Raw genomic sequence first — 20489 nt, 5'->3', positions numbered from 1 at the left:
CCATGGAGTCGATGCTCGGCAAGGGGATTGCGGTCCTCATCGCGATCTCGTTCGTTCTCAGTCTCGTGTTCGGTTTCCTGGCCGAACTCGTGACGAACGTCGTCTGCGGGGCTCGACCAGAGCCCGACAGCATGTTCTCGGGGCTTTGGCTCGCGATCACGGGTGACACCGCGGTGTACGCGGCGCCGGCCGGATGCGCGTTGCCCGTGATCGGCATCCGGGTCGTCGATCTCGTCGCCGTTCTCCTCGTCGTCGTCCTCGCGATCCTGGGTCTCGTCGCTTACCGGCGCTACAAGGAGTCGGACCAGGCGTTCGTCGCCGATCTGCGCTCGCGCCTGGGCTTCGCGGAAGCATCCGAGATTCGCCAGTACCTCTCGGGGAAAGCCGTCCTGCGGCGAGCGCGGCAGTTGCGGCCCGACCTTGCACGCCCCAAGCCGACGGACGTGGGCTGGCGCGTCGGTCGTTCCCGTGGCACCGACGTCTACGTCTCCATCGAGGACTCGGTGGCGCTGGAGGGACCGCCCCGTTCGGGCAAGGGGTATCGCGTGCTGATCTCCGCGATCATCGACTGGTCGGGGCCGTTGATCACCACCTCGACGACGAACGACAACCTCACCGCCACGCTGCGAATGCGCCAACGTCGCGGTCAGGTTCATGTGTTCGACCCCCAGGGACTGTCCGGTGTGCGCCATCCGCTTCGTGTCTCGCCCATCGCGGGGTGCGAGGACCCGTTGGTCGCCATGCAGCGCGGCAGCGCCATCGTCACAGGTACCGCGCTCGGGGCATCGTCGACCAACGGCGAGTGGGCGCACGCATCCGGCGTGGTCCTGGGTCGGCTTCTCCACGCCGCCGCAGTTGGAAACCGTCCGATCGAAGATCTCTACAACTGGGGCACGAGCCCGGTCCTCGCGCGCAAGTCTGCAGTGTCGATACTGCGCAGCGACGGCGCATCGGGATGGGGTGACAATCTCGAGGCGACGCTGGCCGGCGACGACAAGCTGGTCTCTTCGATTTGGTTCGGCGTGCAAGGCGCGGTCGCTCCCCTCGCGGTGCCGAAGATCCGCGAAGCTCTCGCTCCACAGCCGGGCGACTCGATGTTCGATCCCCAGGAGTTCCTCACGGGTGCAAACACGCTCTACTTGGTCGGTTCGCGCTCCGGCGCGTCGGCGATGGGAGGCTTCCTCGGCGCGCTGCTCGATGACATCGTCGAGGTGGCCCGCCTCGAAGCACTCGCGTCGCCGGGCTCCCGGCTGCAGCATCCGCTCGGTCTGATCCTGGACGAGATCGCGAACATGTTCCGCTGGGGCAACCTGCCGCAGATCATGGCGGATGGCGGCGGTAGAGGAATCTGCACGTTCGTGGTCCTGCAGGCGCTGTCACAAGCCGAGACGTCGTGGTCGCGCGCAGAGGCCGACACCATCTGGGCGGCGGCGACCGCGAAGGTGCTGCTGGGCGGGGCGTCGCATGTGGGCCACCTGCGCGACGTCGAGGCGCTGCTCGGAACCCGCCAGACCAAGCGAACACAGCGATCCTGGTCCACGCGCGAGTCGGGCCACTCCACCAGCGAGCAGCACGAGCGACTGCCACTCATGTCTGTGGACGAGATCCGACGGATGCCGCAGAGCGTCGGCCTACTCGCCTACCGCAACCGTCGTGGCGTCCTGCTCGACCTCGCTGGCTGGGATGCGCGACGCGACGCACGCGAGATCCAGAGCGGCAAGCGCGCGACCCAGCAGGACCAGCAGACGGTCTTCGCCGAGACCCGGCGCCCCGCACCGCGGCCGGTCGTCGAGCCCGAACCCGAACCGGAAGCAGCGACCGAGGCGGTGAACGAGGAATGAGCAACCGCCGCAAGCCCAGGGCCTCGAACGCCTACCGCTCCGAGTTTCTGTCGTCCCCCGCGTGGTTCGCCCGGCGCGCGAGGTGGTTCCGCAAGCAGGAGCGTCTCGGCCGCGCGCTCGCGTGCGCCGGATGCGGGCTCTCTGCCACGCGCGAGCAGCTCGAGTTGCACCACCTCGATTACCGCGGCGTGCGGTTCGTCGACGGCTCGTGGAGTGCGTTCGAGCGCCACGACGACCTCATCGCAATGCATCCGTATTGTCACGGTCTGCTCCACCAGCTGATCGACCGCGACCGAGTGCTGTCGCACCACCGCGGTCGCCGAGTCGCATCGACGATGGCGCTGGGGATTCTTCAGAGGCGGATGCGCGAGTTCAGGGAGACGTCATGAACGAGCGTGAGCGAACGCCCGAGGAACTCGAGGAGGAGCTCTCGGCGCAACTGTCGGGCCCGCCGATCCTCACGCATCCGACCGAGCCTGCTGGCGTGCCGCCCGTGGATTGGCGGATCCTCACCAGCGAAGAGTCACGCGCGGCATGGATCGCGCTTCGCACATGGGTTGAGTGGTTCACCGTGCGCTACAGCGTGCCGATCAGCATCGTGCCGGCCTGCTGGTGGAAGCATGGCGCGCTCGTCGAGGAGCTCTCGGCGCTCCACAACTTCCACCGGGCGTCGTTCGACAAGAACGACTCGGGATACGGCCCGCTCGAGTGGCACGAGCGGCTCGCGCAGGCGCAGCCCCGCCTTCAACGCGCCGGTTCGGGCTGCACGAGCGGGCACTACGAATTGAAGCCGCGGTCGTGGGTCGGAGAGACCGACGAGGCGGAGTGGGACGCGTGGATCAACCAGAGCCACGCCAACTGAGGCACGAGCTGCCTCCTGAATGGAAGGAAGAAGGATGACAACGAGAATCCCGGTCACGATCGAGGGCAACCTCACCGGCGACCCCGAGTACGGCGCGAGCGAGTCGGGCAACGAGTACGCCCGATTCAGCGTGGCCGTCAACGACCGCCGCCTCAACGAGACGACCGGACGCTGGGAGGACGCAGGAACGGTGTTCCACCGCGTCGTCGTGTTCAACCAGCAAGCCCGCAACGTGGCGACGTCGCTCCACAAGGGCGACACCGTCATCGTCGGAGGCGACCTCCGCTTCGGCACCTACACCGACAAGGAGTCGGGCCAGACCCGCGAGACCCGCGACATCGTTGCGGAGAACGTCGGGGCTTCGCTGAAGTACGCGGCGGTCGCCGTCGAGCGCGCCCCAAAAGCTAGCGGCCCTGAAGCTCACAGAGCGCCGTCAGGGCCGGTAGCCGAGCCGGTATCGTCCACCGGCGTCGGGATCAGTCGCTGACCCATCGCAACAGGAGAGCGGCGTGGGAGTCACTGTACTCCCACGCCGCTATCCGCGCGCCCCTATGTACGGGTCAACGGCCAAGCCCGGCACTCGAGGATGGCCCGTTCGCCGCACCCATGTCGTGGGCGAGCCGGAAGCGGTCCGGACGAGCTCGGTCAGCGGGGTTCTCGGCGTGTTGGATTGCTTCCTCGTACTGGCGGGTGACCAACTGGTAGCGGGCGAGCAGGCGCTCCCTAGCCTGGTCCAGATTCGTCGAGTTATCGGCTGCATCGCGCCCGTGCGCACTCGCGGTCGTGTCAGCCTTCCGCTGGTCGATGTCGAGCAGAGTCCGGGCGGCTCGAAGTAGCCAGTCGTGCTGCGCCTCTAGCGCGGACGCTGGCCGAGTACCTGGATCACGGGCGGCTCGACCGAGCTCGGCCTGCGCAGCACGCCTCGAATCGTCGAGGCTCACTTCCTGCGACCCCCGCATCATGCTCGCCGCGACTTGGTCGCGAGCGAGGGCGGGCGTCCGTGCGATCGCGATCGCCTCGTTGTGCGCGCGCCCTCGCGTCATCCCGACATACAGTCCCGACGCGTCCACGCCAGGCCCGACGACGGAGGCATCTGTCGTCTCACCCTGGATTCCGTGCACGGTTGACGCGTAGGCGAGATGCATGTGCTCGGCGGCATACTCCAGCGAAACCCGGCGGCGGTCCCCACTGTCTCCTAGCGCGACCAGTTCGACGTCGGAACCACCGATGCGCCGGATGATCCACAGTGCACGGTTCTCCACATCCGCGTCGCGGTCGTTGCGGCGGGTCTGCACCACGTCCCCCTCGAGCAGCCGCTGCTCGCCTTGCCCAATGGCAAGGCGGTCCTCATGCAGTTGTCCCATTTCGACCCGGCGCTCCTGGATCGCCTCGTTGATCGCGTCCGCTTCCTCGTTCGTGCTCGTGACGAGTGCGACGCGCGCGCGACTCGCCGCATAGCGGAAGTACGCCTCGACCATGACGTCGCGTGCTTGTGCGGCATCCGCGACTCGGTGGATCGATCCTCGCTCGTCGAGTAGGCCGGCAACAGCAAGCGCCTCTTCTTGACTGTCAGGCTCGCGCATGCGCAACGTCAGGGCGGCGTACTCGGGGTCGCGGAAGCGATGCACCGCGGTCAGCTCGACGACTGCGGTCGCGCGCCGCGTCATGCACGCCATGGCGCCGGCATGCCCTACCGGCATCGCCTGCAGGTGGTCGCCCACCATCGCGATGCCCGCACCGGTCTCGGCAGCGACGACTGCGAGCGCCTTGGCCGTGTGCAGGTCGACCATGCCCGCTTCGTCGACGACGACCCGGTCGGCCGGTCGAAGGACGAACCGACGCGGCCCCATGAAGACCGCGCCGGTCCGGGCATCGGTTTCGCCGAGTTCGAGTCGCGTCCAGACTTCGCCACCTGCGTCATCGCGACCCCAGCGCCAGCCGTGGTCGGCGAGCAGCGCATGCAGACTGAGCGCCGTCGCGCCGATCTCACGCGCCGCCACCGAGGCCGCCTTCTTCGTCGGTGCGACGACCACGAGGTTTCGACCCTGCCGTTCGAGTGCGGTGCGCGCGACGCGGAGCATCGTCGTCTTGCCAGCGCCCGCTGGCCCCGTCACCGAGACGAGGCGATCCGTACCGGCGATTGCCGCGGCGGCGTCCGACTGGCCCTCGTCGAGCGTGACGTCGCGAGGCAGAGTCTCTTGCGAGAACTCGACGATGTCCTCGTGGTCGACCCGCTGCCCCGAGTGCGTGAGCATGTCGAAGCGCGCAGCGAGCTCGACTTTCAGCTCCGCGGTTGAGGCGGCCATGTACCCCTTGATGTGACCAGGCCGGTCGCCGTCCTGCTCGAGCAGGTCGACGGTGTGTGCGAGCGCCCGCACGACGACCTCGTCGATGAGCTCCTGCATGCTCTCGCGCGGGGAGACGATTCCGGATACCGCGACAGCCCTGGTCGCGCCGGCTCGCAGGTCGTAGTTACTGAACCTTCCCCCGCACGCCGTGGATCGTGAGTCGGCATCCACGATCGCTCGGGCGGCGAGCAGATCGCGGTCCAGGGCCCCGATCGCCGTGGCGCGCACGCTCGTGGGTTGGCGCGCGATCAGGAGGGCGGGATCGATTACTCGGATCTCATCACGAACGAGCTCCTCCCACTCCTCCTCGTCCAAAACGCCCGGCTTGTTCGGACGGTTCTTCGCCCACGCCAGTCGGTCGATGTGTTGAAGGACGTCGTGGTCGGGTTCCTGACCTGGGTGCTCCAATCGCCACGCGAGAAGCAGCTTCGCGCGGTTCGCTTCGATCTGGTTGGACCGGCGTGAGAGCGGACGTACGGCGGATGCCAGCTCCGCGATCTCCCCATCGCCGTCGAGCGTGTAGCCGTTGCAGGCAAGAGCCTCGAGCCACTGCGGGTCCGTCCGCGCGGCCAGCTCGCCCTCCGCGTTGATCAACGTGTGCAGCTTCATCGCAACGCGGGAGTCAACGTTCGACCACTTCCCGTCTTCGCCGAGCACTTTCACGTTGAGCCAGAGGTGCCGGTGGATGTGCGGGTCGAGCGCACGCGAGCGGCGGTGCTGCAGCTCGACAACTTCGATGCGGAGGAGGCGCTCGCGGATGCTGCCGCCAGCCCCTCGTCGAGCGTTCAGCTCACGCTGCCAGGTTGCGATGATCCGGGCGCGAAGGCGATCCTGAAGCGCTTCGAACTCGGCTGCGAGGTCGTCGTTTACGAGCGCGGCGATGCTGTACGACTTCGGTGCATTGATGGTGCCGTCCAGGATCAGGTCGGCATGCGGGGATCGGAGTTCACGACCTCGGGAAGCGTCGGTGTGGGGATCGTGACCATCGACCCAGCGCCGGAGTTCCTCCGCATCGAGCTCGTCCGTCGCGATGGTGCCACGCTCGACTGTGTAGCGCGTCACGCGTCCCGACCGGCCGTCGGCATACTCGGTGAGGGCTTCGACTCCTGGGATGCTTCGCAGGTGCGAGTCGCAGCTCCCCTTGAACGCGTAGGCCATCGCCTGGCGAACGCCCTGCGATTCGACTCCCCGCTTCCAGCGTTCTAGACCCCCACGCATGCGCCAAGGCTACGCTCAATCTGTCTAACTTACGAGTGCTTACACAGAAAGTGCCTGCGTGCATTGCTGTTTCGGTTCTTCGGATGTCTCGCGCAAGCGCGATCGCGGACGCTCCGCCTTGCGGCGCGGCCGGCGTGCATTAGCCGTACGCCGCGCGGGCATCTTTGCGGGCGGGTCTTGCGAGGCAAGTCGTGTCCAGGTCGCCCACTGCGCCCGCGAGGCACATCCGCGCGTATCACGACCCACCTTCGTGCGGACACCCCTTCGGCCGAATCAGTCGACTTCGGGCGCGGCAGTAGCTGGCGCGTGCTTCTCTCTGAAGGGCCGCGAGCCAGCGACTCGATGAGCAGAAGTACTGCACAGCACGTGCCGCGGTGGATGCAGGGGTGCGATGGCCAGAACTTGCGTGATCCGTAACCTGGGTTTCGGGTTACAATGGAACGATGGGGAGCGGCGTCGGGGACAGATCGAAGCTGCTCTTCAACAACACACATATGCTGAGCGTTGCCGAAGCAATCGGTGCCGGCGAGGACATCGTGGACTCGAAGAGCCTGCAGAATCGACTTGGGCTGAGGCAGTCGGCGGTGCAGCGTATTCTCGTCGCCCTGGAAGGAGTGGGACTTATGGAGAGGCTTGAACGACAGGCGAGGACCGAGCCCATCCGATTCCAGCGGGTTCCGCATCCATTCTGGGAAGCCGCGCGGGATCTCGCTCGTGCTTGAGGTGCTGCAGGAGTCGGACGCCATCTACCGGCACGAAGGCGTGTTCGACCGGTCGTTGCTGACTGTCACGTACTCCGTGAACCGCGCCGAGCATGAAGCGCGTGTCCGCGCCGGTCGGCGCGAGATTCGTGATGAGTTCCTTCTGGCGGCACTTCTCGGTGCGCCGGAGGATCGGCTGCAGCCAGTGTCTCCGCGCTTCGAACGCGTGCTGCGCAAGGCGGACAGCGCACCCCTCGTTACGATCCTTGAGGATCCCGAAGGCGGCCTCTGGGCGCAGCGTCGAGTACAGCCAGCCGTGGACGTGCGCAGCATCGAGATCACGTCTACGAGCCTGAAGCGGGGATGCATCGTTGCGCACAGGTGGGCCGGGTACGGGCCGCGGACAATCACCACGTCCGCCTCGGTAAGCACGTTCGAGCTGGCCGAGGCTTCCCACTATGGGATCGGACTTCAGATGACGGACGGCGAGTGCGTGATGATGCCCGCCACTTTCGTTCCAGAACGCTGGTCGCCAGCGCGGTGGCGGTTCGCCGAGCTCGTCTATGGCCAGTTCCGCGAACTAAACGACTAGGACGCCTTCGCCCAGACCTTCTCGAGAATGGGATCCACGGGGAGGCTGCGGCCGAGGTGCGACTCCAGCTGCGGATAGGCGTCCAGAGCACCCTGAACCTGGTTGGCCCACAGTGCGCGACGCGCTGAGATGCCGAGACCGACGTACGACGAGTACAGGCCGTCGAGGTTCACGACGTTGTGATTGTGGCCGATGCGACGTTCCGACTCGTCCCAGTGGAGACGATCGACGTCGGCTCCACGGCAGATGACGCAGAAGCACTGGATCGGCGCAGCGCCCGCAAACCATTCACGCCGCATGTAGAGCGAGCGCACGATGCGGAGCATGTCGGTGAGCAGCATGTGCGGTGACATCTCTTCGATATCGCTGACGGGCCCGCCGCGATGGTCGAAGGGGTTGAGACGCCGCGTCGACGGGTAGGAGCCGATGGCGGTGGCGATGGCGCCATGCGCGAGAGCGTCGAAGCCGACAAGGTCGGCGCGGTGGGCGACGACGGGAACAGTCGCTTCCTGGAAGATGTGGCGATATGCGCGGGCGCGCTTCATGCTGCCGACCGGGTTGTGCCCATCGATGAAGGCGAGCAGGACCGGGTTGACGCTGCGGTTGATGACGGCGATGAGCTGCTTGACGTACTGGTCATCGCTGAGCCAGCCGGCGTATGCGGGGATTGCGAACAAGGTGTCGGTGCGGTCGAGCTTGTTCGCTTCACGAAGCGCGGCCTTCAGGGTGCCGGAGTCGCCCGCGCGGATCTGACCGGTCGGGGTGATGGCGAGGTCGCTATATCCGCGCTGCTGATCGAGGTCGTCGTTGAGCGTGGCCGCGCTCAGCTGGAACGGCTGGGCGCCGGTCGCCAGGTGCTTGCGCAGCGAGCCGGGTTCGACGATGAGTGGCAGGTCAGGGTTCGCAGCGCGGATAGGTGCGACGTTCGCCACGGCGTCCTCCCCGACAAGGATCGCTCCGCCGCTGCTGGTCTGGATGAGCGGCGCTTCGCCGCGCATGTTCCGGCCGGCCACGTGGAACTGCCGGTCGGTGAGCAACGCGATCGCATCACCGGTCTCGACGGCGCGAGGGGCGATGGCCAGCGGGCTCGGGGCGGTATTGGGGTTATCGATGACGGTGAAACTCATGATGTCTCCTCAAGGAAGGTCAACTGAAACTCGCGCGGGTACATGTGGGCACTGCTCGCAAGTTCCTCGACACTCGCGCCTTCGTCGAGGAAGTTGCGTATGGCTGTGATGAGCGCGGTGGGGTTTTCGCGCTCAGTGGGGTTTGGTTCGCGGCGGTGCATCCCTGTGGTGCTCAGTTGGATGCTCCACTGCCGGTACTCCTGCTCGGTGAGACGGCCGGTGTCCTTGCCCCGTCGAATGAGGGCGGACAGGGATATCCCCCATCGCCTCTTCAATAGCAGGAGGGCGTCAAGACTGTCGTCGGCCGGCCACTCCTTCGCGATCTCAGATCCGGGCGCGAGGAACTCAGCGGCGAAGGCGTCCGCCTCCGCCTCCTGTTCCTTCCCCGCCTCGCCGTCGTGCATGACCGCATGACCGAGCTCGTGCGCCATGGTGAAGCGCTGCCGGTCGGCGGGGACATGCTCGCCGATCAAGATCACAGGGACGCTGTCGTCCTGCCAGGACGCAATGGCGTCGACCTGGATGGTATCCAACGGCCACCGCAGCACCAGGACGCCAGCCCCTTCGAGGATGGCGACGAGGTCGCCGAGCGGTCCACGGCCAAGGCCGAGCTCGTCGCGCACGTCGCGCGCGATCTCCTGCGGGGTGTTGAACCCGCCCTCAAGATCGTGGCGGCGCAGAGTCGTGGTCTGATCCCCAAGGAGGTCGCGAACGCGCAGGCGAACCAGCGACATCTCGGCGGCCACCTTGTTCACAGCGCTCTTCGGGGTGGTGCGCTGCTTGCGGTGGAAGATGCGGGCAGGGGCCGCGGACGATTGAACCGCGCGGAACGCCGACAGCGGCACCAGCAACTCTTCCGCGACGTTGCGCCAGGTCTCGAGGTCCAGACGGGCTTCACCGGACTCAACCTTCGACAGGGTGGCCTGCGAGATACCGACGGCCGAGGCGAGCTCTACCTGCGTAAGCCCGCGCGAGAGGCGCAGAGCCGCCAGGAGCTCGCCGCGCGCTTCAGCCTTGGATGTCATGCCTCCATGATAGCAGAAAATATTCTGCGCGTGTCACATGTGGCATCTGAGGCGTCTATGACGTTTGCACCGCGGACTTGTGGCCTCGCGTACAGAGCGGGCTATTTTTGGAATTGACCGAATTCGTGTCATGTGTGACACTTGAGTCATGCGTAAACGCCGACGACGGTGATCCTCCCCGTCCATCCGCATTCGCCACATGCCACGCCCTGAGTGTGGCCGTCTCACCGACTTCCCCGACAGGAACCGAGGCAATCTGCCATGCCTAAGCTCGACGCTTCCAGCGTTCCAACGACCGAGATCACCGTCCTCGAGGATGCGTTCCTCCAACTACCCGACGGCGCGCTCCGCACCACCCTTGAGAGTCTCTCCCTCGCCCTGCGCGGGGGTCAGGACACGTTCGTCGTGTCCGAGAAGGAAGACCTCACCCCATCCGAGGCTGCGAAGCTGCTCGGTGTCAGCCGCACCCATCTCTACAAGATCCTCGACTCTGGCGCCCTCGCCCATCACATTGTCGGCGCTCGGGACCGCCGCATCGCGGCACCCGACCTCTTCGCGTACCGAGCTCGGATGCTCGCAATGCAGAAGAGTCACGCTGAAGCCGCCGCGAGCACGGACGATCTTGACGATCTCGCTCTAGACGAGTTCGACTGATCCGAAGGGTCACCCTGTGTCGCTCGCAGTTCGTATGCTGGTGCCATGGGACGAAGCCGCCGGGTCACGCTCCGTTGCGTAACTGAGGACTTGGCGTCCGGCTGGACGACGCAAGCCGACCTCGCGAATGCGAAGCGCTTTCGTGAGCTTGCCCAACAAGCGGTCGGCGGCGACATCCCCGACTCGGTACTGCGTAAGCAGTTGAGGCTGCTGCCCCCGCTGTCCCAGTTGCGTCATCCACTCATCCTCGCGTTCGACGACCAGTTCGCAGGCGAGGACGATGCGGGAACCCTTCGAGAGACCATCAGCGCCGTGAACGACCGACAGTGGTTCAAGCAGACCTACTCGGCCCGGTGGCGGGGTGCGGCCGCCGTTATCGACGAGGACGGTAAGGAGACCGCCTGGCTTGGTGCTGCCGGATATCACCGCAAGGGATCGCCGGAAGACTTCTACGAGGAGTTCGCTCGACGCTGCCGATCCGGCTCCGACGCATTCCTCCCCACGCATGAGGATTTCACGCTCCGCCGCGTCGAGGTGAAGGTAGCTCGTCTCGACGCGTGGAAGCTGCAACTACATCTGACCGCTCTCGTCCTCCTGGACGCAGCCGTCAACAACCCCGAGCACACGCACAATACCATCGTGCTCTCGCCCGACAACACGGAGCTGCTTACCCTGTCGATGCTCGTCGTGCACACCGACGTCGATGGCGCTATCGCGCACGAACTCGTCGTGGAGGTCGTGCCCGCGGGCTGGGAGCACCCGAACCTATACGACCGCGCATCCATCATCGTGAAGACCGCCATCGAACCTCAGTTCGAGGCCTGGACGAGCGCTCCTCTGAACCACAACGCCGAGTCACACTGGACAGTGCTGACCGAGGAGGCGATGTCCGCAGCACGCGCGACTGCCGATTCCGGGACGCTGTCCGCGGACGTTCGCCCCGGCGAAGTCCGGCTCGGCACCATCGCGCACTACTCGCATCACGAGCACATTGCCTACGCCTCGGTGCACGGCGAAGCAATCCGGGCAATGTGCGGACATTGGTTCGTCCCCACGGCGGATCACGAGTCGAAGCCGGTGTGCGCAACCTGCCAGGAAGAGTACGCAAACACTCCCGCCTGACCCGTCTCGGACTCCTCGACACGGTGAGCGCAGATAGGTGCTCGGGATGGGTAATGAGACCGGGCACCGACACACCCCTCACGCGGTGCACGTGCCAGTCGTTCTCGCCCTTGCGTGCGTCGAAGCCACTCGACGTCCGGGACTGCTGCACGAGTAGCTCACACGTGACTGCGCATGGCTGATCCTACGAACGTCAATCGCGCGGCGTAGGCCACACACGACGTCCCCAGTTCGCGGTGCCCGTTTGAGGATCAGATCCGTCCTGGGTCGCGAGGGCTCGAGCTGTCTTCAGCGATCGAACTGCGGTACTCGGCCGCTGCAGGTTCGAGCGAGTATTCGAGGACCTCGACATTGTGCTCGCGGAGGGCGGCGAGCACCTGCTCCGGGGTTGCGCGGAAGTACTCACGCCGGAGATTGACCTTATTGAGTCGCTGCTCGGCGAAGTGCTGGTGGAGCATCGCCTCGATGGCAACGGCGTCGTCGGCAAAGAACAGCGCGTGTACGTCGAACCTGAAGGGGACGGATGCGTCGCCGAGCTCGTTGACTCGGTCCATGGGGTCGAGTCTCCGCGTGAGTCCGATCTTGACGACCTCGGGGCCGAATGCGCCGATATTGCTAATCACGTACACGTAGCCTGCGCGTATGTTGGCTGCCCGGTAGTCGACGTTCTCGATGGCGTGTTCGACGTCGGTGAGCTTCGCGCGGAGGCGTTCCGCACCTTCGACGTCCCCGTTCGCTTCCAGCGTCGCCAGCGCATTCAGGTAGTGGGTTCGCTCCTTCTGGAGGCGTTCCTTCTCCCGTGCGAGTTCCTGCTCGGCCTTCTTCTGCTCGCGAAGTTCTTCCCGCCTCGCGCGCTCGAGCTCCTTCTCGACCTGCAGGGCTTGAAGATGCCGGCTGGCAAGCTCGAGTTCCTTCAACCGGAGGAAGTGGTACCCCGGTGTGATGCGGAGGTCAATCATCGTGCCAAGGCGTTCGACCTGAGTGACGACGGTCGACAGTCGCTTCTGAGCGGACTCGAGGTTGCCCGCGCGAACCGTCTTGATGCAGTTCTCCGCTTCGGCGTTGTATGCGCGCAGCAGGAGCTTCGACATGTCGTTGACGAACTTGCGGCCCTTCGCAACGCTGTTGTTGAAAGTAAACGTGGACGATGCGGTAGTGGCGCCGCCATCGCGCACGAGGCGCTTGATCTCAGATCGGACCGACTCGAGCTCGGTAGCGAGAGCGACCGACGACTCGGCGGGATTCTCGAAGTCGTAGAGGCCGTATTCCTGGAGCCGCGCGGCATCGCGGAGGTTCACAATGTCCTGCTGTGCGGCGCTCCTCTCAGCGATAGAAGCCTGCGCGTCGGCACGGGCACGCGCGAGTTCCTGCTCCGCTGCCGCGATCTGCTCCTGCAGTTCCCGCTTGATGCCGTCGAGCTCGCTGACCTCGTTCAACCCGTATTGAGTGATCAGCGCTTCGAGTCGGTCATTCTCCTCGATGAGAGACTCCGCCTGCTTCTTCGCGCCGAAGAACGAGACCTTGCGGGACTTGCCAACCCGCTCCTCATCAGCCTGGGGCTGCGTGGCGACCAGCGCCGCTGTCTCTCGAACCGCCTGCGGTGCATTCGCGCGAGCCTCGCGTCGCGTTACAGGAGCGCTAGCCGTTTCGCTATCGGCCGTGTCATCGATCGCGGTCGCGGGCATAGGGTCCACGCTCTGCACGCCAGCGGAGAAGACGTGCTCGGTCCAGGTGGTCCCGTTCCAGTACCTGCGCTCGTGCTTGCCGGTCGGGTCCGGATACCAGTCGGCGGCAGTCTCAGTACCGTTCGTCATCGCGCTCCCCCATGTCGATCACGCCCGCCGCACGGTGATGTGCGGGCAGGCCAGCCCGATTACGGGCGGCACGAACCGAACCTACCAACGAGGAGCGACACGCGAGCCGCGGGAGCAGCAACCAACTCTGGATGAGCGAACAGCGATTCGCTGTCGGCGCTGCGACCCCCCAAAGAACGCGCACGCCACCTCCGCTCTACGCGCATCGCCCGGATACGGATCCCAGCTCGCTCTATCGCTGGGCGAGCGCAAGCGCACGACGTGTCCACAACGAACGTTCGGAGTTCGGGTTGGACGTCAGGTGAAACGCTCTGCATCGCGCGCAGGGATGGACGCCGATGACCACGCGACTTCGCTGCTGGTCGAGCATCCGGGCACGCGCAGCAAGAAGGGCGCGCCCAGCGAGATAGAGGGAGGGGATGGGGGTTTTCGGGCAGGTGGTCACCGCGGCTCCATGTCGTGAAACAGGAACGACCGCGGGTAACAGCGGTACTCTGTCGCGGCCTCTCAAGCCGCGGCATCACGTGCCCCAAGTCGTCATCTCGCCACCCTGTCCGGTTTCCCGCGGGCCTTATGCGAGCGATCTAGTGCCATTGATCGTAGCGGTCGCGCCGGCCACTCGTCGATGAGGCTGGGATTCAAAATGCAGCCCACGTGGCCGCACGCGTGGTCCCTGTTTCGCGCGCCCGGACAGGGACCGGCCCGCCCTCGGCCCACGAACTAGCGTTTCGACATCGTCACCGGGTGAATGATCTGGGACGAGCGGCGTGAGAGAGACGTCCTCTCTCACCCTGCGGTTGAGCTGGGCGCAAGCTTTGCACCCCTCGTCGCCGCGGGTCTACGTGTGCCTCCTTAGAGAAGGTCTCGGTGCAATTGATCGACCCGGAGGGCGGAAGTGTCACTAGTGCGTTGCGTGATTTGCCGTGCACTAGCCTGAGCAGCATGCCAGGGGACTCGGTCGGGCGCGATACCGTCCTCGTTACGCGCAGCGGCACGATTGCGGACTCCAGTGCCCTCCTCGAGCTTGTTGGGGGAGCTCACGACCGCGGTCGCGCCGTGCGTCTCCGCGTCGCTCATCACCTGAAAAATGATGACTTCGGCGGGTTGGTTGGAATCGTTCAGCTCATTGCAACCTGGGCGAACCGGGACCCAGAGAGGGTAGTCCACTCGTACATTGATCCGTCCACCAGCGATGACGAACTTCGCCGAACCCTCTGCGACGAACCTCAGCTGCTGATTGCAGCAGTAGTTGCGCGAACGGTACTTTCTTCTCGCGGGATCGACATCACGCGCAGACTTAAAGCGCTAGCGCGAGAAGCATCTGCACAGGCGGCTGACGATCCCGCGTTTCGACGCGTCGGCCACGCGTCGTTTCTGGCCTACGAAGACCCCCGCACGCGGTGGACCTCGGTTGCCGCGCCGCTCTATGACTCGGTGCGAGTCAGAGACTGGATGTGGGACCCTCAAGCGCCGCCCGTTGGGTGGCCGTACCCGGCCAATCGGCCCCCGCGAGTGCTCCGCGGCTCAGCGTTCGCATCGTGGCTACGAAGACTTACATCAGAACTGATTCGAAACGCCGATGCGGCGATACCTGACGTTGCGTTCTCGTCGATCGCCGTCGCGCTTTCGGAGACCTTCGATAACGCTGACCAATGGGGTCGGTCGCTCACAATAGAGCAGTCTTCGTTCCGACTGCTACGTATGGAGTGGGCAAGTCGCACACCGAAAGAGCTTTCAGCGCTCGGGGCGGGCGACGCAGTCATCAATGGATATGCACGGCGCGCGGGAACCCGCGGGACGCAATTTCACGCGGAGTACTCCGTGGTCGACGGCGGGCCCGGGATCTACTTCCGCAGATTGCAGCGGCTGGGACTCCACGAGAACTCGGCGCGGGCGCAGTTCGATGTGATGCGCTCGGTAATTGCAGACGGGGTGACTGACGATCCTGGCGGGGCAGGCGAGGAACGCGGACGAGGGTTTACGCACATCTTTGAGGCATTGACTGACCTGAAGGGAGCTGTGCGAATTCGCACAGGTAGGCTCGCGCTCAGTCGAGATTTCGAGGCGAATCCATTTAGGCAAGAGGAGTCCGCACGCCCCTCGATTTTCGACTCAATGACTGGATCTGAAGAGCCCACCGAACACCCGAGTGTCTGCGGGACATCCGTCACACTGATCGTGCCTACCCGGAAGGTTTGACGGTTGGCGGGGCAAGTTTGGGCCGACGGCCGATCAGGCGCACTCATCTATCGTGTGCGCGCGGACCTGCGCGACGCTCCCTCGAATGACCTCGACATAGTCTCGATAGCCGGTGCCCCTCCTAGTCACGCAGACCTTGCTGCAGACGTGCGCGACTACTACCTAGCGAACACCTCTCCCGGCGGCCTTATCGTGCTGACGTCGGAACACCTCGCGCCCCTAGTGAAGGCCGCGGTATCGTCTGACGCGGTCAGGGGCGCGCTGCCGCGTCGACTAGCTCGACGCGGATCACTTGCGGAACCGGTCCTCGCCTTTGTCCGCGCTAGTGGAGCCGTTGACGGGCTCAGCAAGGTGACGGCGGAACTCGCAGACCCTCGATTCAACTCGGAGGGGGAGTTCGTCAGTTGGATGTTCGCGGAAGGGCTGAGCCAGTTGCTCCACGATTCGGACGCCGTGCATCGTGGGACTTCCTCCTTCCACTTCAAGACGCCGTCTGGTAGTCATCAGTCGCAATTCATCGTCGTGGGTGAGGCCTACCACAACTACGCCAGGTCCGGCTTTGCAGCGCTCGCCATATGGCATCAGATCGGCGGCGGGCCTGTGGATGAAGTGCTGATTGACACAGCTTCCCTCGGGTCGGTCGGTTACGCCGTCGCCATCCTCGGACACCAGCTCGGAAACGAGAGCTCGCTCGCCAATGTTCGTTCTTTTCGAGGGCATGCCGCGCCGCGGGAGGCGATTGACCGGTGGGCGAGTAACCCCGGAGCGCTCTTCATTATTTCGGCATCAAGTTCGGGAGAACTCGCTGACAGGATTGGAGCTTCCCCGCGGGGCGGGGCGCGGGCAGTCTCCATGTACTATCTCGGGACAGCACAGCCGCCGGCAAATACGATCTGCGATCTGAGATCGCATGGAAACTCTGGCGACGGCGAAGACATTCTCCCGACCGAAGCTCACCGTGGACTGTGCACACTGTGCGATCTCGGCAGCGCACTCCTCGAAATCGCCGGCGACAGCCTATTCCCTGCGACGCCGCAAACCGCCGCTCGGAAGATCGGCCTACCTGACCGTCCGCCGTGGGTCAAGGAACATGGCGCGACGCTGTTCTCACGGGGGCTATTCCAACTGAATTCGGCCACCGCGGCCGGCTCAAGACGGACGATCCACTTTGATCTCTCGCGTGGTCTTGCGAACGAACAGGTAGCAGCGATCCTGGCGGAGCGTCTCATCGCCGAGTCCGATGACCTACCAGACCTCATTGTGCACGCAAACGACGACTGCTCGCGGAACCTTGCGGGCTGGTGGCGCGAGCAGACGGGCGTCGATGGGATCCCACTGGTGCGCCAAGAGGGCCTGCGATCACTAGCAGAGTCTGGCGCTGAACGAGTGACCGTCTTCTGCAGTGTCGTTGCCAGCGGACGGAGCGTAAACGAAATCAGCCGCGCATTACGCGACGTCGCTCCGCGGGCGATCATCACCTACTGCATCGGAATGGTTCGCACATGGTCCACGAAGCGGTGGGCCAATCTCGAGAGCGACCTGCGAATAGCGCGCGGCGGTCGCAAACACGACGTGAGAATTGGGTTCATGTCGCCCCTGCCGCCGGACCATGAACCTCTAATCGATCCATGGGGCTACGAGGCGACCGTCTGGGAGAGACTCGTTCTCGAAGCCGAGAGTCTCGGGCTGGAAGACTTGGCCCGTGGGATTGATGCGCGTCTAGCGGAAGTGCTGACGGGCTCGTTCCGAGTTGGTGCCTTCCTTCCCCACAGCAGGAGCGACTCCGCGGCTTCTACGACGGCGGATAACCGTCTGCGGCTTACCGAGGGGTTCGCGTTCTGGGACCGCGCATGGGCTCAAGCTCAAGGATTCAACTACTCAGACGCCGACGACGCCGACGTCTTCGTTACCGTCGCCTCGCTGCTGAATCGAGCACGCACAGAGCCCGTGGAAGCGAAGGATGGGCCCCTTCCTCTGCTAACGGTCGACGCGCACAACCGGGTCGTAATCGATCCCTTTGCATTCAACAGATTCACCGATGGGCTGGTTCAAGCGGCGCTCTTGCGCGCGGCAATACCTCGAGAACTTGACTACTCTGCGTCTCGCGCACTGAGCCGAGACATCGCAAGCGTCGTGGGCCTTATCGTCGAGCAAAGTGGGACCGACGATGGGGCGGCATCACACGAGTTCCTACTCGCGATCGCGGGTGGACGCCTACGCATGCGCGAGCCAGATCTTCGTTCGGTCATCCATCGAGCGTTGACACGAGCCAGCAGAATGGAGAACGGGGAACTACTCAGACTGCTTGCAATTGCATGCGAGCAGCGTCCCGCGGGGTAGCGCGATGCGCTGGGACTTCTTGGCTCCGACGCCTCGCGCGATGACGATCGCTGATGAGTCGAGTACGCGGAGGCTCCGAACACGTCGCGGGCCAATAGTGCTCCGACAAGGGTCGGATCCATTCGTCGGCGCACGCATCGCCCCCCGTCCGTGCACTGCCCGCAAGAGGATAGGTGTGCCGCTAGCACACCGCGTACGGATCTCTACTTGGGACGACGTACTCAGTCCGCAACCATCGTGCGCTTCGTCCGCAAGCGTGATCTGCCGACCTCGATCACCTCGGGTACGGTCCACCACACCACTGCTGTCAGGACCGGCATTACGTAGGCGGCGCCCAGCAACCAGAGCGCGGGGTCCGCCCAGACATGAGGGAGCGAGATCCCTGCGCGGAACAAGCTGAGCATTGCACCGCCCGCCACACCGGCGAGGAGCCATCCCATCAAGTTGATCGCAGTCGCGCGAGTTACCGCTGCGCGTCGTCCAACCCAATAGACGACGATCAAGGTCGCAGCCGCCGCAAACCAGAACATCGAGGCGGGACTGACCGCCCAGGCGCCAGCCTCGCGCAATCGATCAGTTCCCCAGTCGCCGCCGGGGAGACGATCGATCAATGGTTGTCCGAAGAGGCGCATGAGGGCCGTTGATATCCATGCGATCACGAACGCCGCCACTCCGCCGCCCACGACCCGCGCTATCCATCCCATGGCCGCAACTTATCCGTGATCTCGGACATCAGTCAGTTGCCACGCGCCGAACCGTGGCGGCACGCCAACGCCCGCGCTGCGTGCGACGCCCGTCAGAGGACGGGACACGATCCGCCCCGCCCGCGTCACCTTCGCCGAGTCTGGCCGTCCGCCGGCTCTGTAATCAACGGCGAGGTTGCGACGAACATATGAAGTCGTCGGATGGACGGACGATCTCGATCGATCGAGCGACACCGATAGGTTAGGCGTCGTGCCAGGGGACCACGTATTCATCTCGTACATCACCGAGGACAGCGAGCAGATAGACGAGCTGCAGGCTGCGCTCGAGGCGGCAGACTTCATCGTCTGGCGCGATAAGGACAAGCTGTGGCCGGGCGACGACTGGCAGGCGGAGATTCGAAACGCAATCCGCGGTGGCTCGTTCGTTTTCCTCGCGTGCTTCTCATCGAACCTCGCAAAGCGCGCGAAGTCGTATCAGTTCGAGGAGCTGACGCTGGCTGCAGAGGAGTACCGTCTGAGACCCCCTGGCGCGGCATGGCTCATGACCGCTCGCCTCGACGAGTGCGAGATCCCTGAGATCGACCTGGGCGCGGGGCGCACGCTGGGTCGCTCGATCCATCGTGCCGACATATTCGGGCCTCAGAAGATCGCACAGGTTAGCCGTCTCGTCATTGCGATCCAGCGAGCGATTGGGGCGTCTCCTGGAATCCCACCGGCCTCTGTGTCAGCTGCCGCAGCTGACGCGGGTCGCGCGCAGAGCGACGTCGTGGAGGAACTTCGAGTGCTGTTGCGAAATCCTGCACTGATCATGGACTACGACGAGTATCTGACGGAGTTGCGGGACCCCGTCCGGACTGCGCTGCTCGACCGCGAGCGTTTCCCGTTGACTGTCCCGGATGGGACAAAGCCAGACGCTGGATTCGTCCGGCAGTGGGTCGAAAGGATGCGTGACTATGACGACCTGCTCGCTCCGATACTGGTGCCGCTCAAGCTCATATCTATGTACGGATCGCAGCAGCACGAGCAGGAACTTACGCAGACCCTACGCATCTTGGCGCAGGAATCTACGCAGCCGGCAGGGCACGACATCTATAGGTCGATCCATGAGTACCCGGCGCTGGTAGCGACGTTCGCGACTGCCCTAGGCGCAGTCGCGAAGAGCAATTACTCGATGCTCCGCGCCGCGACCTCGGACGTCCGCGTCACAACGACCAACGTGAAGCAAATTCCATTCATCCTTACTTCGGGCAGCCAGAGCATTATCGGCATCGGCAACTGGAGTCCTTTCGGTACCCTCCTGTGTGTCGAGGATGACGGCGAATCGCTTACTGATGATCAGATCGAGTCGCTCCTTTCTGAGCGTGGCGGCCGCAGGCATACCCCGATCTCAGATCACCTCTTTACCCTGCTCACTCCGATCTACCGCAGCCACTTCTCGAGCGACGGCGATTATGCAGATGCCTTCGATCGAGTCGAAGTTCTGCTCGACGCGGTATCGGAGGACGCTCGTGCGCAAGCGCCGTACTACGGACCGCACGGTGGCTACGGGCGCTACACATGGCGTCATGTCCGCGGTGATCGTCCTCCGGAGGTCAGCATGCTCGAAGAAGTCAAGGCGCACGGCGCTGGTTGGACGCCCCTGCTCCACGGTCTCTTTGGGGGCGACCCCGACCGCGCAGAAGTCGCACTTGTAAGCGTTGGCGAGATGGCCAAGCACGTCCGCTCTCGGATGTGGTGACGAACCTCCCCGACCCTAAAGCCGTCATGCTCCCGAACGGCGACGACAGCGCCGAGAGAGAGGAGCCTCCCGCAGCCCCACTGGTCGAGGCTCGAAGGGATGAACCGAGTCGCGTCGAAGCCCCCCTCCGCTGCGTAGTCTCGCGAGATTGCGCCCAGGTGGCCCCTCATCCGTTCCCTGCCAGCAAGGGGATGCCTCTTGTAC

General features: G+C 64.7%; 16 protein-coding genes. 11 read left to right on the top strand and 5 right to left on the bottom strand.

Features of this window, described 5'->3' with window-relative positions; genetic code table 11:
* Positions 1-2: 2 nt before the first annotated feature.
* Genes ABD663_RS12860 through ABD663_RS12845 form a run of 4 tightly spaced genes read left to right on the top strand, consistent with a single transcriptional unit; the run spans position 3 to position 3190 of the window.
* Positions 3-1841, top strand: coding sequence for a type IV secretory system conjugative DNA transfer family protein (locus ABD663_RS12860; RefSeq protein ID WP_344739167.1), 1839 nt, complete (start codon positions 3-5; stop codon positions 1839-1841).
* Complete coding sequence (locus ABD663_RS12855; RefSeq protein WP_344739164.1) at positions 1838-2230, top strand: hypothetical protein; 393 nt, start codon at positions 1838-1840, stop codon at positions 2228-2230. Before ABD663_RS12860 ends, ABD663_RS12855 begins: the two co-directional genes overlap by 4 nt.
* On the top strand, positions 2227-2703 hold the full coding sequence (locus tag ABD663_RS12850) for a hypothetical protein (RefSeq protein WP_344739162.1): 477 nt from the start codon (positions 2227-2229) through the stop codon (positions 2701-2703). The genes ABD663_RS12855 and ABD663_RS12850 overlap by 4 nt, the downstream gene beginning before the upstream one ends.
* A gap of 34 nt (positions 2704-2737) precedes the next feature.
* Positions 2738-3190, top strand: a complete 453-nt coding sequence (locus tag ABD663_RS12845; protein ID WP_344739160.1) for a single-stranded DNA-binding protein — start codon at positions 2738-2740, stop codon at positions 3188-3190.
* A 73-nt stretch (positions 3191-3263) separates the two neighbouring features.
* Here ABD663_RS12845 and ABD663_RS12840 read toward each other — a convergent pair whose 3' ends face one another.
* Positions 3264-6209, bottom strand: a complete 2946-nt coding sequence (locus ABD663_RS12840; protein WP_344740241.1) for an AAA family ATPase — start codon at positions 6207-6209, stop codon at positions 3264-3266.
* Between the two features lie 503 nt (positions 6210-6712).
* Here ABD663_RS12840 and ABD663_RS12835 point away from each other — a divergent pair.
* Complete coding sequence (locus ABD663_RS12835; RefSeq protein ID WP_344739158.1) at positions 6713-6991, top strand: hypothetical protein; 279 nt, start codon at positions 6713-6715, stop codon at positions 6989-6991.
* A complete protein-coding gene (locus ABD663_RS12830; RefSeq protein ID WP_344739156.1) occupies positions 6984-7562 on the top strand; it encodes a hypothetical protein in 579 nt (192 codons plus the stop codon). Before ABD663_RS12835 ends, ABD663_RS12830 begins: the two co-directional genes overlap by 8 nt.
* Here ABD663_RS12830 and ABD663_RS12825 read toward each other — a convergent pair.
* The gene (locus ABD663_RS12825; RefSeq protein ID WP_344739154.1) at positions 7559-8689 is read right to left on the bottom strand and encodes a hypothetical protein; all 1131 of its coding nucleotides are present in this window, start codon (positions 8687-8689) and stop codon (positions 7559-7561) included. The two genes, ABD663_RS12830 and ABD663_RS12825, sit on opposite strands and share 4 nt — an antisense overlap.
* Complete coding sequence (locus tag ABD663_RS12820) at positions 8686-9714, bottom strand: ImmA/IrrE family metallo-endopeptidase (RefSeq protein ID WP_344739152.1); 1029 nt, start codon at positions 9712-9714, stop codon at positions 8686-8688. Before ABD663_RS12820 ends, ABD663_RS12825 begins: the two co-directional genes overlap by 4 nt.
* Positions 9715-9975: 261 nt before the next feature.
* On the opposite strand from ABD663_RS12820, the gene ABD663_RS12815 reads away from it, so the two are divergent.
* Both ABD663_RS12815 and ABD663_RS12810 read left to right on the top strand, forming a co-directional pair.
* On the top strand, positions 9976-10368 hold the full coding sequence (locus ABD663_RS12815; RefSeq protein WP_344739150.1) for a helix-turn-helix domain-containing protein: 393 nt from the start codon (positions 9976-9978) through the stop codon (positions 10366-10368).
* A 45-nt stretch (positions 10369-10413) separates the two neighbouring features.
* Complete coding sequence (locus ABD663_RS12810; protein WP_344739148.1) at positions 10414-11490, top strand: DUF3039 domain-containing protein; 1077 nt, start codon at positions 10414-10416, stop codon at positions 11488-11490.
* Between the two features lie 251 nt (positions 11491-11741).
* Here ABD663_RS12810 and ABD663_RS12805 read toward each other — a convergent pair whose 3' ends face one another.
* A complete protein-coding gene (locus ABD663_RS12805; RefSeq protein WP_344739146.1) occupies positions 11742-13304 on the bottom strand; it encodes an SNIPE associated domain-containing protein in 1563 nt (520 codons plus the stop codon).
* A gap of 942 nt (positions 13305-14246) precedes the next feature.
* On the opposite strand from ABD663_RS12805, the gene ABD663_RS12800 reads away from it, so the two are divergent.
* Complete coding sequence (locus ABD663_RS12800) at positions 14247-15503, top strand: hypothetical protein (RefSeq protein ID WP_344739144.1); 1257 nt, start codon at positions 14247-14249, stop codon at positions 15501-15503.
* 147 nt (positions 15504-15650) lie between these two features.
* A complete protein-coding gene (locus ABD663_RS12795; protein WP_344739142.1) occupies positions 15651-17843 on the top strand; it encodes a hypothetical protein in 2193 nt (730 codons plus the stop codon).
* A 221-nt stretch (positions 17844-18064) separates the two neighbouring features.
* Here ABD663_RS12795 and ABD663_RS12790 read toward each other — a convergent pair whose 3' ends face one another.
* Positions 18065-18514: a hypothetical protein gene (locus tag ABD663_RS12790; protein ID WP_344739140.1), complete on the bottom strand. Its 450-nt coding sequence runs from the start codon at positions 18512-18514 to the stop codon at positions 18065-18067.
* Positions 18515-18797: 283 nt separating this feature from the next.
* On the opposite strand from ABD663_RS12790, the gene ABD663_RS12785 reads away from it, so the two are divergent.
* Complete coding sequence (locus ABD663_RS12785) at positions 18798-20285, top strand: toll/interleukin-1 receptor domain-containing protein (protein WP_344739138.1); 1488 nt, start codon at positions 18798-18800, stop codon at positions 20283-20285.
* Positions 20286-20489: the final 204 nt, after the last annotated feature.

It is taken from the genome of Microbacterium awajiense (assembly GCF_039536545.1).
GTDB classification, from domain to species: domain Bacteria; phylum Actinomycetota; class Actinomycetes; order Actinomycetales; family Microbacteriaceae; genus Microbacterium; species Microbacterium awajiense.
This window is presented reverse-complemented; position numbering and strand designations above follow the sequence as displayed.